Annotated in this window: 13 protein-coding genes; 8 read left to right on the forward strand and 5 right to left on the reverse strand. The window is 35.7% G+C overall.

Translation table 11 applies throughout. The features are described from left to right. Nucleotides 1-68: 68 nt before the first annotated feature. The 5 genes from FJV36_RS08530 to FJV36_RS08550 all read right to left on the reverse strand — a co-directional run bounded on the left by FJV36_RS08530 (nt 69) and on the right by FJV36_RS08550 (nt 9,175). Nucleotides 69-1,664, reverse strand: a complete 1,596-nt coding sequence (locus FJV36_RS08530; RefSeq protein WP_158730077.1) for an SGNH/GDSL hydrolase family protein — start codon at nt 1,662-1,664, stop codon at nt 69-71. A 31-nt stretch (nt 1,665-1,695) separates the two neighbouring features. Continuing rightward, nucleotides 1,696-4,455, reverse strand: coding sequence for a TonB-dependent receptor domain-containing protein (locus FJV36_RS08535; protein ID WP_158981007.1), 2,760 nt, complete (start codon nt 4,453-4,455; stop codon nt 1,696-1,698). 368 nt (nt 4,456-4,823) lie between these two features. Then, nucleotides 4,824-6,671, reverse strand: coding sequence for a glutamine--fructose-6-phosphate transaminase (isomerizing) (gene glmS / locus FJV36_RS08540; RefSeq protein WP_158730079.1), 1,848 nt, complete (start codon nt 6,669-6,671; stop codon nt 4,824-4,826). Between the two features lie 9 nt (nt 6,672-6,680). Further along, nucleotides 6,681-8,294 (reverse strand): DUF4270 domain-containing protein, encoded by a 1,614-nt coding sequence (locus FJV36_RS08545; protein WP_233264609.1) that lies wholly within the window; start codon nt 8,292-8,294, stop codon nt 6,681-6,683. Nucleotides 8,295-8,368: 74 nt separating this feature from the next. Continuing rightward, nucleotides 8,369-9,175, reverse strand: a complete 807-nt coding sequence (locus FJV36_RS08550; RefSeq protein ID WP_158730081.1) for a glycogen/starch synthase — start codon at nt 9,173-9,175, stop codon at nt 8,369-8,371. Nucleotides 9,176-9,283: 108 nt separating this feature from the next. On the opposite strand from FJV36_RS08550, the gene panC reads away from it, so the two are divergent. From panC to FJV36_RS08590, 8 genes are all read left to right on the forward strand, one after another. Continuing rightward, the gene (gene panC, locus FJV36_RS08555; protein WP_158730082.1) at nt 9,284-10,132 is read left to right on the forward strand and encodes a pantoate--beta-alanine ligase; all 849 of its coding nucleotides are present in this window, start codon (nt 9,284-9,286) and stop codon (nt 10,130-10,132) included. A gap of 14 nt (nt 10,133-10,146) precedes the next feature. Continuing rightward, nucleotides 10,147-10,497, forward strand: coding sequence for an aspartate 1-decarboxylase (gene panD, locus FJV36_RS08560; protein ID WP_086453096.1), 351 nt, complete (start codon nt 10,147-10,149; stop codon nt 10,495-10,497). A 260-nt stretch (nt 10,498-10,757) separates the two neighbouring features. Then, complete coding sequence (locus FJV36_RS08565) at nt 10,758-11,906, forward strand: alpha/beta hydrolase (RefSeq protein ID WP_158730083.1); 1,149 nt, start codon at nt 10,758-10,760, stop codon at nt 11,904-11,906. Next, nucleotides 11,906-13,267 carry a DNA repair protein RadA gene (radA, locus tag FJV36_RS08570; RefSeq protein ID WP_158730084.1) on the forward strand — a complete coding sequence of 454 codons (1,362 nt, stop codon included), beginning with the start codon at nt 11,906-11,908 and terminating at the stop codon, nt 13,265-13,267. Before FJV36_RS08565 ends, radA begins: the two co-directional genes overlap by 1 nt. A gap of 33 nt (nt 13,268-13,300) precedes the next feature. Further along, on the forward strand, nt 13,301-14,140 hold the full coding sequence (locus FJV36_RS08575) for an AraC family transcriptional regulator (RefSeq protein WP_158730085.1): 840 nt from the start codon (nt 13,301-13,303) through the stop codon (nt 14,138-14,140). Nucleotides 14,141-14,227: 87 nt separating this feature from the next. Beyond that, nucleotides 14,228-14,776, forward strand: coding sequence for a YbhB/YbcL family Raf kinase inhibitor-like protein (locus tag FJV36_RS08580; protein WP_158730086.1), 549 nt, complete (start codon nt 14,228-14,230; stop codon nt 14,774-14,776). 215 nt (nt 14,777-14,991) lie between these two features. Continuing rightward, entirely contained in the window at nt 14,992-15,393 is a 402-nt protein-coding gene (locus FJV36_RS08585) for a heme-binding protein (RefSeq protein WP_158730155.1), read from the forward strand. A gap of 209 nt (nt 15,394-15,602) precedes the next feature. Continuing rightward, nucleotides 15,603-16,133, forward strand: coding sequence for a hypothetical protein (locus tag FJV36_RS08590; RefSeq protein ID WP_158730087.1), 531 nt, complete (start codon nt 15,603-15,605; stop codon nt 16,131-16,133). Nucleotides 16,134-16,149: the final 16 nt, after the last annotated feature.

Consider the following 16,149-nt stretch of genomic DNA (forward strand, 5'->3'; position numbering starts at 1 on the left):
GTCAAAAAAAAAGAAAGACCACTTACAAAGCGTAAGTGGTCTTTTATGTTTCATAATCAATATAACAATTACAACGAGGCTGGATATAGAATGCGGTACAACCCCACATCCTTATTTTTGAAATTTGAACCAAACTTAGCATTGATTGCGCTCGTAAACAAATTTGCAATAATTGCATACCCTCTAGGACTAGGATGTACCCCATCTAAAGAGAACATTCCTCCTGTAACAAATGTAGAAGTTGTAGTAAATCCATTATAAACAATTCCAGCAGGAGATGCTAATTGATCTGTTACCCCTTTTAATTCAACAAACGCTAAACCTTTTGCGTCGGCAACAGATTTAATAGTGGCATTATAAGCATCAGTCGCAACTTTAACCTCTGCAACTTCTGATTTTGTTAACACATGAACATCTTGCATTGGAAACGTTACACCAAAAGCATTTAAAGGCGCAGATGGTGCTACACCAAGTCCAGAATTCTCAGCTGTTGGAGCAGCAGCTATTGCAGACTGAGCTGTCAGCACAACCAAATCTTCGCTAGTTGCGTGTCTCGCACGACCAAAAACTTGCCCATAAATAGCAGCTCTTTCAGCGCCCAGACTAGGAGTAAAAGCTGCAGTCAATTGTGCAGAAAGATTAGGCAAACTTTCATCAACAATTAAAAGTGGATTTGCCACTGTGGTAGACAACAACTCTATACGCGATCCCGCACCAAAAGCAGTTAAAGCCTGCTTCAAAGGTCCGTACAATTGCGCATTTAAACCTTGAATTGTAGCAGTACCGACCGCCACATTTCCACCCCCCAATACAGATGCGGTAAGAGGATTAAATGGTACAGTAGTAAAAAAAGGCAAAGCCGTTACATATGGCAAATTTGCCACTACTCCTTTAGCACCTTTGGCAGTCAATGCAGTGACAATATTGTTGTATACGCTAGCAAAAACAGTTGGGTCTGTAATATCATTACTAGCATAGGTCGCAGGATTCATGTTACCCGTTTGATTTCTTCCTGAACCTCCAGAAGTCGCATACCCGAGCACATCATTACCACCAATCCACAACGAGAAAAAAGTAGGATCTTGAGCAACTGCATCAGCAACAACCGTTGTCGAAGCTGATGTAGCAAATCGAGCGAAGTATGGATTTGCAGCACCTGTTGCAACACCAGCTACATTTCCATATCCAGGAGCCACTAAATGGTAACTTTTCGCGCCAGGAACCCCTAAATTACTAAAAGGCCCTGTAAGCTTCGTAGTAACTTCTGTTGAAGGCCTGCCTGTAACATTTGTTGGAACAGGACTTTGCGGGGCTGGTCGTAAAAGTAAATATAATCTTGAATTCAAAATCACATTACCTCCAAACAACAATCCTCCCACATTATCAGCCATTAAAGGAGTTTTAAATTCACCTCCACCCGCTAATGTAAATTGTTGTCCCATGATATTAGGGTAAGCTCCTTTTTGCGCTTCAATAAACAAAGCATTATCACTAAAACCTGCAGCATACGAGTCACCCAAGGCAACATATTTCGTGAAAGTTGCAGAACCGGCTGTTAAAGGTTTACCATCAGATGTATTAGATCCTACAATAACTTCATCCTCATTATTACATGCTACAAATGCAAGCGAAGCAAATAATAGCCATTTGAAATTTTTTATCATTTTTCTTTGATTTTTACTGTTAATTTAAACCTTACGGGTTAATTGTCCATGAAGCAAAATATTGCTGCCCTATAAGTCCAGCCCCTAACACTTGACCGTATTCCTTACCTCCTATGTTTGAAGCTCCAACTTTTAACGTAGATTTCAAAGCAGGAAAGTTATAGTTCAACTGCGCATCAATAACTGTCGCTGCGTCAATGGTACCATCAGCAAATGAAGATTGCCATAAGTATTCACTGTTCCAACGTCCGCTTACATTAAATCCGAAATTTTTAAATAATTTCTCATTTCCAACAGAAGCCTTAACTCTGTGTTTTGGCGTATTGAAACCTGCCTCAAAACTAGCATCTTTAGACTGATCAAAATCAAACTCAGCATAGTTGTAGTTTGCACCTACTTCAAAATCTTTATATACTTTTCTAGACAATCCTATACCGAAACCTAGTGATTTTATTTCTAAAGCCGTATTTGTATACAGCTGAAAAATTCTAGTATTTCCATTCGAAAGCGCATGGATAGCTTGTTGACCTGCTACGCTTGTAAGTCCTCCGCCATCGATAGCTGTACCATACAACGGAGTAACTACATTTAAGTTTCCAATAAAATTATTGTAAACGTTATAATATCCATTTAAATCTATAGAAGTTTTATTGATAAATGAACGATACCCTAACTCAATTGCTTTAACCTCCTCTGGTTTAACCAAGCCAAAATTAGTTTTTTGCAATAACGCTGGATTTCTTGCAGCCGCAAAAGCAGCCGCAGAAGTAGCAGTAAAGGAATTATTATAAGCGTTAGTACCATTAATTGTAACTGTACTTCCACCAGCAAACCCCTGCCCTATAGCTCCTGATATAGGCAATGTCTCTACAAAACGAGTCAAGTTATCAGGTGCTGAACCCAACAAGATTGCACTACCAACATTAAACCCGATATATTGATCTTGCGTAGAAGGGTTTCTAAAACCCGTTTGAAAAGATCCTCTAAAATTATGATTTTTGTTTTGCCCTGCAGAATACACAACAGAAACTCTAGGAGAATAATTCCCATCAAAATTTTGGGCTTTATCATAACGAAGAGAAGCCGTTAGCTTCAAACGATCGTCCATCATCTTTTTCATCACTTGCGTGTACGCTCCATATTCATTATAATTTATAGGTCCCGAAGCATCTGTATAAATACGACCAAATGAATTCAACTGATATTCTCTATAAGAACCACCAACCTGAATTTCAGCAAATTTGATTAAATCTTTGAAATTATAGTTGGCATCTGAGTGATAAATTCTTGAATTGTCAACTAACTTAGAACCAGACAAAACACTTGCTTCATTTGTTACTTGGTTAAACGCGTTTTTAAACTCAGGAGTTCCAGGCAAGAATCTTCCTTGATCCGCTTTTGCTCTAGCCGCTCTGTGAGCATCTGCTGGCAACATGCCCCCAAGTGTAGAATTAGCAAATGTAGAACCATATTCCGTAAACCATTGTTGATCTGACTTCCACTTTCTATTTATATTAATACCAGTAAACAACATATCATAGGACTGACCACCATCTTCAGTAGTAGTATACCCTCTCAAAAAGAAATTCTTCCCTTTGAATTCTAATTTATGCTGTTGCATGAAAAAGTTATTCAAATAATAACGGTTTGCACCTTGGTAAACTGTATTACCATAACCAAATTTACTTTGAAAAATCACTTCTAATCTTTCGTCACCAAAAGGGCGAACATGCAAAGACGCGTCTATTTTCGTATTTGATACCTTATTATCTGTCAAATCAACCTCGTTATAACCTGTTCTTGAAACTTTATCACTCGGCAAAGTAGGAGCAGGAATCACTATTGCAGCTTCATCACCATAAACATTGATACCATCATAACCATAATGAGATCTATCTCTACCAGCTACCGTTTTATCATCATAGTTTACAGCATGCCATTCAGTTCCTCGCATGTATGCAAAATTTGCTTTGGCTGCAAAATACTTATTAAAAGCTTTAGACATGCGAATTCCATAATCAACATAATCATTTGTTCCAGCTGCTTTTTGGCTAGTTTGACCAAATTTAGCATACGCTCTAATACCTTCACTAGTAAATGGGCTTTTACTTGTCATGAATAGAACTCCATTAAATGCATTGGCACCATATAAAGCACTAGACGCTCCCGGTAACAACTCCACAGACTGCACATCAATTTCAGAAACACCAATCAAATTACCTAACACAAAGTTTAATAATGGTGAAGAATTATCCATACCATCTACTAATTGCATAAAACGGGTATTGGCCACTGTAGCAAAACCTCTCGTATTGATAGACTTAAAAGACATACTAGATGTATTCATTTGAACCTCCTTCATATTCTCTAAACCATCATAAAAAGAAGGTGAAGCTGTTTTCTTGATTTCAGCAATCCCCATTCTTTCAATAGTAACTGGAGACTCAAGAACACGCTCTGGAGTTCTTGAAGCAGAAATTACAATTTCATCAAGCTTGTTTTCATCCGCTAATAATTTTACAGCAACTTTTTGGCTACTTGAAGTAATAGACACTCTTTGCGAAGTAAAACCAACAGTAGTGACCTCTATCACAAAGGGCGGTCTTTTCGATGACTTTAATGCAAACGCACCTGTTACATCACTTGTAGTACCTGCAGACTCTCCAACAACCTTAATGTTGGCTCCAGGAATTGGCTGGTTGTTACTATCTGTAACAACACCTGAAATTGTACTTTGTGCAAACGATAGGCTGCAAAAAAACAATGTCAAAAAAAGTAAATACATTCTCATTGGTCTATAATTAGTTGGTTTATAAAGCCAAAGTACAAATATTTTTGATATTATTAAAAAAGCAACGAAAAAATTTCATATTCAGCAGTTAATTTGACTGAATTGCGGTTATTTCATATTTACAATAATTGTTTTTTATGTTAAATTTTATGCCTAAAAAAAAGATATTCATTATGCACGCATACAATAAATACATATTTGATAATTATTCTATTAATTTTTAGATATTACATAAAAGTGAAAAAATCCACAAAAAATCAGATTTTAAAGGACAATTCCCATCTTTATTATAAATAGTTGACAATCCAAACAAAAAAAAACCCCGAAAAATTAATTTCAGGGTTAGTATAGATATAGTTAAAAACTACTTATTCAACAGTAACAGATTTAGCTAGGTTTCTAGGTTGATCCACATTACAACCACGCATTACAGCAATATGATACGACAATAATTGCAGCGGTATAGTAGTAATTAAAGGCGATAGCGCATCAGAAGTTTCCGGTATTTCAATTACATAATCAGCGAGATCTCTAACTTGTGTATCTCCTTTTGTAACAACTGCTATAATTCTTCCACTACGAGATTTAATTTCTTGTATGTTACTTACAATTTTGTCATAATGACCCTGTTTAGGCGCAATAACAATCACCGGCATTGATTCATCTATCAATGCTATAGGTCCGTGTTTCATTTCAGCAGCAGGATATCCCTCAGCATGGATGTATGAAATCTCTTTTAGCTTTAAAGCCCCCTCAAGTGCTACTGGGAAATTATACCCTCGACCAAGATACAAACAGTTAGCGGAATCTTTAAATATAGAAGCAATTTCTTGAGCTTTTGCATTAGTTTCAAGAGCTTCTTTTACTTTTTCAGGTATGATTTCAAGCTCTTCTAAATATGCGTGAAAAGCTGAATGAGATAAAGTACCCTTAGCCTTTGCTAATCTCAAAGCTATCATTGTCAACACTGTAATTTGCGTAGTAAAAGCCTTTGTAGAAGCCACTCCAATTTCTGGCCCTGCATGTGTGTAAGCACCAGCATGACTTTCTCTTGATATGGACGAACCAACAACATTACAAACTCCAAAAACAAAAGCACCATTTTCTTTGGCTAATTTTATTGCAGCCATAGTATCGGCTGTTTCACCAGATTGTGAAATTGCAATAACAATATCTTTTTTGTTTATGATTGGGTTTCTATATCTAAATTCAGAAGCGTATTCCACTTCTACAGGTATTCTTGCAAATTCCTCAAAAACATATTCGGCAACCAATCCAGCATGCCATGAAGTTCCGCAAGCTACGATGATAATACGATCTGCGTTTAAAAATTTTTCTAAATTATCCTCTATACCAGCCATTTGAATCAACCCTTCATTAGCATGCAAGCGACCACGGTAAGTATCTTTTATTACACTTGGCTGTTCATAGATCTCTTTCATCATGAAATGATCATAACCACCTTTTTCAATTTGCTCTAAATTCATTTGGAGCTCCTGAATAGTAGGATTTACAAGTGAATCATCTTTTATTTTACGCACTTTCATTGGTTTATGCAACCTAATGTTAGCCATTTCACCATCTTCTAAATAAACAGCATTTGAGGTAAACTCTATAAACGGAGATGCATCAGAGGCAACAAAAAATTCACCTTCTCCTACACCAATAGCTAGTGGACTACCCAAACGGGCTGCAACAATCTCATTAGGATTTTTTTTGTCAAATACTGCAATAGCATAAGCTCCTACCACTTGATTTAAGGCTACTTGAACTGCTTTACCTAGTTTTAAACTATCTTTTTTTTGCACTTCTTCAATCAAATTAACCAAAACTTCGGTATCCGTATCCGAATGAAAAATGTACCCTCTTTTTGTAAGCTCCGCTTTTAAGGGAGCATAATTTTCAATGATTCCATTATGAACAATGGCTAAATCCCCTGAATTTGAAAGATGAGGGTGTGAGTTCACATCATTAGGAACACCATGTGTAGCCCAACGGGTGTGCCCAATACCAATACTTCCGTTGGTGGTTATTTCTTGAGAAGCTCTTTGCTCTAAATCAACTACCTTACCTTTCGTTTTTGAAACTTTTAAATTTTCTCCATCAAAAAGCATAACACCAGCACTATCATACCCTCTGTACTCAAGTCTCTTTAGCCCTTTAATAACTATAGGGTAAGCTTCTCTATATCCAATATATCCAACGATTCCACACATGTTCTTTTCTTAATTAGGTTTTGTAAAATAAATTTCAAGTTTTAATCTCTTATCTGCAGGAACAGAACTATTCCCACCATATAAAACGGTTCCCAATGGATTCATAACCGATCCCGTAGGGACTTCTCGTATAAACGAATTAGCCAACTTCACTTTACTTGAGGTTGATTTATTAATGTCCTCAGTAACAACAAGCCCAAGCTTTACATTAGTAGAGTCTTTGTTATTGATTAAATTCCGAATTTGATTGGTAATTCTAAACTTGTAAGTAACACCTCTTTTTGTGGTTGCATTTTTAACTAATTGACCGCCATAAATAACTTTTCCTTTCTTGGCATCCAAAGTTTTATCAGTATCATCTGCAGCATAATCAACCATTACTCGGTTGTTTGTAAAGTCGTACAAATATATTCTTTGAGGCTCTACACCACTAGCCATTGCGGCAGCATCAATATGAAATACTAAATTAGCCTCATTGACCAATCGCTTTTTTCCATCCGCAGGAAATCTTAGATCATCTAATTGATCCGAAATATTGTTTGGCCCCGTAAGAACTCCTTTAGAAGTATACCCTTTTAAATCTGTTTTATCAAAAAGTTCTATCACAGCTAAAGATCCTTCTCCTCCTTTTAAATAAAGTCTATCGTCACCTGCAGCAGAATTACCAGTAAATGGCAAATTTTCATAAGCAGCACCACTACCAGAAAAATTATTACTCAATAAACTAACAGTGTTACCCGTCATATTAAGTTGTATTACTTTTTTAACACGAGTGGTTTTAGTAACTCCTCCAACTGTTGTTACTAGATCTTCATTGTATTTAATTGTGATTTTACCTTCTTTAAATTTAGGCATGATTAAATTCCCCGGACTAGTACCCGCTTTCTCTACCTTAAAATACAATCCTCTAAAATAATTTTTAAAAACATCATTATTAGCTAATTTTCCTGAGTTTATAGCATCAATAATTCGGGTTTTAAAATAACTTTTATTCAAATTCAACTGCATTTCAGGCGGACCATAAGTAGTTGTTTCAACCTTTGTAACCGTGTCTTTAGTAGTAGTCTCTTTTGCAGTAGCATTAAAGAAAAACTCATCATTTTGCGCTTTATCTGAACTATCGTTTAAACGATTTGGTTTTTTAAAATTATCAAAATCTGAATTTTGATCTGAGTAATAACGTTGAAGTTGTTGAAACCCACCAACAGGATCGATATCGCGCATAAAAAACCCAGACTCATAAACACTCAATTTCATAATAGCTTTTTCAGGACCATAAATTGAATCTAAAACAAATGTACTAGGACTACCACTCTTAATTTTTGTTTGGCTATTATCAACAAAGTAAGGAACCGTTAACACCACACTCTCAATAAAAGGGTTTGCACCAACTGAAGTTACCGCTTCAGCTAGTGTAAGTTGTGTATTATAATTAGCCGTGGTTTCACCAAAAATACTACTGTTATAAATTCCAAGCGGGTTCAAATCTAAATTATTAGACTGTACAACTCCCGTTTTTTGATTGTAACCAGTTACGCTGAACGATTGTTTATTGAGTTCAAAATTATTATCTCCTAATAAATCGCCACCAATTTCATTGAAATCTTTATCGCATGAAGCCATAAAAATAACAGTTAAACCAAGAAACACTTTCTTGAATAAAGAATTATTAATCATATGTATAAAAAAGGGTTAATTTAAAGCATTTCGTTTATATAGAAATTTGTATACGCCTCGGCGAATGCATCTTTCGGTGCGAAAGGTAAAAAAGGTTTTCCTGAAGATTCTATAAATTTTGTTAAACTTGGCGAGAGTGAATTAGAAGCGATAATCACTGCATCAGAATGTTTAATCGTAGTTTTAATAATATTCTCGTAGTTAGGAATTTCAAGATCAGCAATTGCCTCTTCTGGAACACCATCAAACTTTACTTTGTTAATCATTTCCACATCAAGAGTACCATCAAAAGACTGACTGTAAACAGAGGTTACAATCTTAGTATCTGAAAACAACGCTTCGTTTTTGTAAAAATGCTTCATATAAACAGGCAACATAGCGGCTAACCATCCATGTACATGTATAATATCTGGAACCCAATTGAGTTTTTTAACTGTTTCTACAACACCTTTTGCAAAGAAAATAGCGCGCTCATCGTTATCAGGATACATCACACCATCTTCATCAGCAAAAGTTGCTTTTCTTTTAAAGTAGTCATCGTTATCAATAAAATAAACTTGTATACGTTCTTTTGGGATAGATGCAACCTTTATAATCAAGGGCATATCCAAATCATTTACTACCAAATTCATCCCCGAAAGTCTAATTACCTCGTGTAATTGATGTCTTCTCTCGTTAATATTTCCATACCTTGGCATAAAAATTCTTATCTGTCCACCTTGATCATTAATCATTTTCGGAACGTCATAAGACATTAAAGAGACCTCGTTTTCAGCGAGATACGGCACCACTTCAGATGATACATATAATATCCTCTTATCTTTCATATTGTAATTTACTTTATTTATTGGCAATAAAAACCACGCAAAATTACAAAATTTTATGCAGTTATTAACTAAAATAGTAAGTTTGCATTTAATTTTAATAATACTGCCATGCCAATTTTCAATGGAAAAGCACCTTTGATGGACTATTTAAAATCTATTAAAGATAGTCAAAAGACTATTGGATTTGTTCCTACAATGGGCGCTTTGCATGAAGGACACTTAGCTTTGATGAAAAAATCATTGCAAGAAAATGACACTACAGTGGTTAGTATTTTTGTAAATCCTACACAGTTTAACAATCCAGAAGACCTGGAAAAATATCCTAGAACACTGGAAGAAGATGTTAAAAAACTTACAAATCTAGACGATAGCATTATTTTGTACGCGCCAACTGTTGAAGATATTTATGATGGAAAACCAACTTCCCAATCATTTGATTTTGATGGGCTAGAAAACCAAATGGAAGGCAAGTTTAGACCTGGTCATTTTAATGGTGTAGGAACAATTGTAAAACGTTTGTTTGAGATTGTTACTCCTACTAACGCTTACTTTGGCGAAAAAGATTTCCAACAATTACAAATTGTAAAAAAAATGGTTTCTAAAAACAATCTTGACGTAAATGTAATAGGTTGTCCCATACACAGAGAAGCCAACAATCTTGCAATGAGTTCCAGAAACGAACGATTAACACCTCTAGAACGAGAACAAGCCGCTCTGATTTACAAAGTTTTAAGCTCTGCAAAAGAGCAGTTTTCAAAAAATAGCACCCTAACAATATCAAAGTGGGTTGAAAAAGCTTTTAAAAACAACCAACAATTCAATCTTGAATATTTTACCATTGCAGACGAAGCTACGCTGTTAACCTGCACACGAAAAAATAAAAATAAAAAATACAGAGCTTTTATAGCGGTAATAGTCAATAATATTAGATTGATTGATACCATTTCATTAAATTAATTTACCTTTGTAGCATGCAAATCCAAGTCTTAAAATCAAAAATTCACCGCGTCAAAGTAACCGGAGCAGATTTAAATTATATCGGCTCGATCACCATTGATGAATCACTGTTAGAAGCATCTAACATTATTGAAGGTGAGAAAGTTTCAATTGTAAACATCAATAACGGCGAACGTTTTGAAACCTACGCCATCAAAGGAGAAAAAAACTCCGGAACAATAACGCTTAACGGTCCAGCAGCTAGAAAAGTACAAAAAGATGATATCATTATTATCATTTCGTATGCAGGCATGGACTTTGAAGAAGCCAAAACATTCAAACCTTGGGTTATTTTTCCTAACGAAAATGACAATTCACTTACATAAAAATATCAGCTAGCTATTTTAAAGTTTCTAAAACCATAAACAACAGCCAACAAGAATAAGGTGAAGTTTATGGTTTTTTTACGTCTATTTTTTTGAAATATAATATAGTATAAACTCAAAAAAAATACAAAATCCCACAATTTACATCGAAATAACGGCCTCAATATAAAAAAAGAGAAGACCTATCATAAAAGCAAATATTATAGTATCTTGCTTTGCAAATGATCCCATTATTACGTACTCCCAAATCAAACCTACAAATGAAAAAAACATTACTATTACTGTTATTTAGTGTGGCCGTTTTTTCTCAAAAAACATCCTTTACATTCGATTCTCAAATACTCGGCGAGGCAAGAGAACTTACTTTAAGCATACCTCTTTCCTTAGAGAAAAATCCAACTAAAAAATATCCTGTTCTCATTATACTCGATGGTGAATATTTATTTGATCCTTTTTACGGGGCATTGCAATATGGTGCCTACTGGGATGACCTACCCGAAACTATCATTGTAGGCATACATCAAAATCAAAAAAATGAACGCATTGCAGATTGTTCACACGATGAAGTAGAAGATGAACTTACCGGCAAAGGAAGTCAGTTTTTTAATTTTATTGGAGGAGAATTAATTCCTTATTTAGACAAAAAATATCCCACAGCATCGTTTCGAATTATTGCTGGACATGATACTACCGCTGGTTTTTTAAACTATTTTCTGTATAAAGAAAATCCGCTGTTTCAAGCCTATATTTCACTAGCACCTGAACTTACAAAAGGTATGCAGGAAAGATTACCTGATGAACTTTCAAAAACTAAAAAATCTATTTTTTATTATCAAGCAAATGGTGAAGGTGATATTCGAAAGATTCAAAACGGAATCAAAAATCTGGATACAAATTTGCAAGAAGTTAAGAATCCTCTGGTCCATTATAAATTTGACAACTTCAAAAACACATCCCATTACGCTGTAGTATTACAAGCAATTCCTAATGCTTTATACCATTTTTTTGATGCGTACAAACCAATTTCTTCCCTTGAATTTAGTGAAAAAATAGCCAGTTTACCTTCAGGATATGTGGATTACTTAGTAGCTCGATACGATACCCTTTATGAACATTTAGGATTAAGAACAGTAGTAAGACTCAATGATTTTAAAGCTATTGAAGCCGCAATAATAAAAAATAAAGCCTACTCAGAACTGGGACAACTTGCCGAAATTGCCACAGTTAATTACCCAAAATCAATGCTTTCGGATTATGAGCTAGGTTTAATGTATGAAAGATTAGGTGAGCCAAAACGCGCTGCAAAATATTATCAAACAGCATCTCAACAAGAAGAAATAGGTGATTTGACTAAAACAATGATGCTTGAGAAATACGAGGATATGACTACTAAAATACCAAAAAAATAATGTCAAAAGTAAAAACTACTTTTTTTTGCCAAAACTGTGGCGCACAATATGCTAAATGGCAAGGACAATGCAATTCTTGCAAAGAATGGAACACTATTGCCGAAGAAATTATCCAGAAACAAGAAAAAGTGGCTTGGAAAAGCGAGCCCACTCCCACTAGTAAAGCACCAAGACCACTGCGCATAGATGAAATTGATTCGGCGCAAGAGATTCGCATGGATACTACTGATGGCGAATTGAATCGTGTTTTAGGTGGCGGTATTGTTCCAGGTTCGTTGATTTTATTAGGCGGTGAACCAGGCATTGGAAAAAGTACACTTTTGCTACAAATTTCATTAAAACTACCTTACAAAACCCTGTACGTATCTGGCGAGGAAAGTCAGAAACAAATAAAAATGCGTGCGGAAAGGATTACCCCAAGCGGTGATAATTGCTACATTCTTACTGAAACAAAAACACAAAATATCTTTAAACAAATTGAAGCCATTCAGCCAGAGATTGTAATTATAGATTCCATTCAAACTTTGCATACGGATTATATTGAATCGACACCCGGAAGTATTTCTCAAATCAGGGAAACCACCGCCGAGCTGATAAAATTTGCCAAAGAAACCAATATTCCTGTCATTTTAATTGGGCACATTACAAAAGACGGAAACATAGCTGGTCCTAAAATTCTAGAACACATGGTAGACACGGTGTTGCAGTTTGAAGGAGACCGAAATCACGTATACCGTATTTTACGCTCTCTGAAAAACCGTTTTGGCTCTACGGCCGAAATAGGAATTTATGAAATGCTAGGTAGCGGCCTGCGCGAAGTAGCCAACCCATCTGAAATATTAATTTCGCATAAAAACGAAGAACTATCAGGAACCGCAATTGCATCCACTCTTGAAGGCATGAGACCTTTAATGATAGAAATTCAAGCGCTCGTAAGCACCGCAGTGTACGGGACGCCGCAGCGAAGCACTACAGGATACAATGCTAAGAGACTCAACATGATTTTGGCAGTACTCGAAAAAAGAGCTGGTTTTAGGCTAGGCGCCAAAGATGTATTTTTGAATATTACAGGCGGAATTTCGGTCGACGACCCCGCGATTGACTTGGCCGTGGTTGCTGCCATTCTATCTTCAAATGAAGACATTCCTGTCAACAAAGATTTTTGTTTTGCAGGCGAAGTAGGACTTTCTGGTGAAATACGTCCAGTAAACCGAGTAGATCAGCGCATTCAAGAAGCGGAAAAATTAGGATTTTCGACCATTTTTGTATCCAAATACAATAAAATCACTTTAAAAAATACAGGAATACAAATTAGGATGGTCGCTAAAATAGAAGATGTGGCAAGTGAGCTATTTGGATAACTATATGTATTGTAGAAAAAATATAATTAGAACATGGAAATTCAATTTTTACCTGACCAAATAGAAACCGACAATGATAGTGAACTACAACTGCATGAATATTTTATTTCGAAAAGTATCATCAAAAACAAGGTGCAGCTTTCTAAAAATGTTTTTAGTTTTCTGCTCAACGGAACAAAAGAACTTGTTACTCAAAACCATACAACACGCATAGAAAACGATAAATTTGTCATTATCAAAGCAGGTAATTGCTTGATGAGCGAAAGCATTTCTATGAGTCAAAATTACCGAAGTATGCTGCTTTTTTTTTCGGACAAAGCCGTTGAAGACTTTCTAAAAAAATACGATTACAAGAACAATCACAAGCAAAATAACGATCCTTTTATTATCACAGAATACGATCGTGTGATTCAAAATATTGTTAAGAGTTTAATTCACCTTCAGTCGCAACCTATTGACTTTATTAACAAAATGCTGCCGTTGAAATTTGAGGAAATCCTTCTTTATCTCGTTCAAATGAAGGGAATCGATTTTTTATTGAATTTTACAAATCACCAAAATCCATCGGCAAAATCATTTGTAGACACGATGCACAAAAATGCTTTGAACAATTTAAGCATCCAAGAGCTATCGTTTTTATGCAACATGAGTGTTTCCACTTTTAAACGCAACTTTGACAAGGAATTTCAAACAAGTCCAATCCGATGGTTTCAAGAAAAAAGATTAGAGCATGCGGCTTACTTGTTGCAAAACAAGAAAATGCGCGCCTCTGATGTCTACGAAGTAATAGGTTTTGAAAATTTATCGAGTTTTGTTCAAGCGTATAAAAATAAATTCGGAACTACTCCCAAACAATCACAAATCAACATTTGAACTTTTAACAACATTTTTTGAACTTTTTAGATTTAGAGTTTGCCTCCATATTAATGACTTTTGCATTGTAATTTAAAACCATTCACCATGCAAAAATCAATTTTATTTTTATCAGCAGTACTTCTATTTACAAGTACGCTTTTTGCTCAAAAAACATTTACACTAAGCAGTAAAGATATGGGCGGATCCTTTACCATTCAAAATGAATTTAATGGATTTGGCTGTAACGGAAACAACGCCTCGCCACAATTAAGTTGGGAAAATACTCCTGAAGGAACTAAGAGTTTTGCCATTACTTGTTACGATCCAGATGCACCTACAGGAGCAGGATGGTGGCATTGGGTAGCCTTTAACATCCCTACCAATGTGAATGAAATTGTTTCAAAAGCAGGAAATCCAGCCTTAAATTTAATGCCAGCAGGAACTATACAAAGTACTACAAGCTTTGGGGCAACTGGTTTTGGAGGTCCATGTCCACCAGTAGGTCATGGTATTCATACCTATATTTTCACCGTTTACGCACTAAAAACAGACAAACTAGGACTAGAGGCTACTGCTAACCCAGAGTTAGTTGGTTACAATTTATGGGCCAACACCCTTGCAAAAGCAACTATTGTAGCACACTATAAAAGATAATAAATGTGAAGTCAAAGTAGCACTTGACTCCGTTGGTGATGGATTTAGAATCTTCAAAATCAACCATCCTTTAACGGGTGAAGTTAGCAGCATGACCAAAGCACCATTAGACGAATTAGCCGAAGCACTAAAACTAAAATGCACAAGTAGCGAAGCTTTAAGCGCTGCCCCAATTGAATTACGTACCCAATTTAAAAATAAATATGAATACAAAAATGAACATTACGTTACAACAAGCAGAAGCAGTAATTGCTGCAGCAAAAAACAAATCAGAAGAAATTGGAACTAAAATGGACATTTGCGTAGTAGACGCAGGTGCAAATTTAGTTGCTTTTGCTAGAATGGATGGCGCATGGATAGGATCTATTGACATTTCATTCAAAAAAGCAAAAACATCTGCATGGTTCACCATGGATACTGCAACTTTAACGCCGTTAGTAAAACCTGATGCTCCGTTATACAACATCGAGCACAGTAATGGCGGATTGATTACTTTTCCCGGAGGTGTTGTTATCAAAAACAATGATGGTGAAGCAATAGGAGCTATTGGAGTAAGCGGCAGCACCGTAGAAGACGATCATCTTGTAGCTGACTTTGGAGCCAAAGCGATCCTGTAACCTACAAAACTACATACTAAGACAGCCTAACAAACTTTTGCTTTGTTAGGCTTTTTTATTTGTAGTCAGAGAAGATCAAATAATAACTTGACTAGAAATAAAAATCAACTACATTTTGACTGCAGTCTATTTAATAAAAACAAATAAAGTATATTTACCATGCATTTGGCATCCATAAAAACCGAAATAAACCGCACTAATACCCTACAATGAAAACCTATCAAGACCAACTACAAATTGTAAACTCCTTTCATGAAATGGGAGAAACTATTGCTGCAGCACAGTTCTTGATGGAAGAATACGGCCTTACACACCCCAACTTTAAAGGTTTTGAACTCAGAGAAAAAGCAAAGCCTGAATTCATCCTAATGACAACCGAAGGTGCTTTGGGTGAACCACAAATTATTCGGATACCAGAGAATACTTTTGAATATCCACTTCCCTTAATGCTCAACTTACTCCTGCATGAGATGATTCACGTGGCACAAAAAACGCCTGAAAACACTATACATGATAAAAACGAAAGGGAATGGCAGGCCTATTATGAAATGCTTTTTCATGAACAATACCCGCAAGTTCCCGAACTATCTCATTTTCACAAACGTTTTTTTGCCAATAAAGCAGTGGAATATTATACCCGAATGGGCGAAGGCTCTCCACTGCAAATAAAATACGGTACACAAAAACAAAAAGCAGACCTACTATTGCTAGACTTAGTAGAAGAATTTCAAAAAAAATAACTTTTACCCACAACCC

It is taken from the genome of Flavobacterium sp. I-STPP5a, from assembly GCF_009764685.1.
In the GTDB taxonomy this organism is placed as follows: Bacteria; Bacteroidota; Bacteroidia; order Flavobacteriales; family Flavobacteriaceae; genus Flavobacterium.

Bases quoted from the DNA above. Each gene is read 5' to 3' on its own strand.
- FJV36_RS08530 (WP_158730077.1), bottom strand. From the start codon at position 1,664: ATGATAAAAAATTTCAAATGGCTATTATTTGCTTCGCTTGCATTTGTA.
- FJV36_RS08535 (WP_158981007.1), bottom strand. From the start codon at position 4,455: ATGAGAATGTATTTACTTTTTTTGACATTGTTTTTTTGCAGCCTATCG.
- glmS (WP_158730079.1), bottom strand. From the start codon at position 6,671: ATGTGTGGAATCGTTGGATATATTGGATATAGAGAAGCTTACCCTATA.
- FJV36_RS08545 (WP_233264609.1), bottom strand. From the start codon at position 8,294: ATGGCTTCATGCGATAAAGATTTCAATGAAATTGGTGGCGATTTATTA.
- FJV36_RS08550 (WP_158730081.1), bottom strand. From the start codon at position 9,175: ATGAAAGATAAGAGGATATTATATGTATCATCTGAAGTGGTGCCGTAT.
- panC (WP_158730082.1), top strand. From the start codon at position 9,284: ATGCCAATTTTCAATGGAAAAGCACCTTTGATGGACTATTTAAAATCT.
- panD (WP_086453096.1), top strand. From the start codon at position 10,147: ATGCAAATCCAAGTCTTAAAATCAAAAATTCACCGCGTCAAAGTAACC.
- FJV36_RS08565 (WP_158730083.1), top strand. From the start codon at position 10,758: ATGAAAAAAACATTACTATTACTGTTATTTAGTGTGGCCGTTTTTTCT.
- radA (WP_158730084.1), top strand. From the start codon at position 11,906: ATGTCAAAAGTAAAAACTACTTTTTTTTGCCAAAACTGTGGCGCACAA.
- FJV36_RS08575 (WP_158730085.1), top strand. From the start codon at position 13,301: ATGGAAATTCAATTTTTACCTGACCAAATAGAAACCGACAATGATAGT.
- FJV36_RS08580 (WP_158730086.1), top strand. From the start codon at position 14,228: ATGCAAAAATCAATTTTATTTTTATCAGCAGTACTTCTATTTACAAGT.
- FJV36_RS08585 (WP_158730155.1), top strand. From the start codon at position 14,992: ATGAACATTACGTTACAACAAGCAGAAGCAGTAATTGCTGCAGCAAAA.
- FJV36_RS08590 (WP_158730087.1), top strand. From the start codon at position 15,603: ATGAAAACCTATCAAGACCAACTACAAATTGTAAACTCCTTTCATGAA.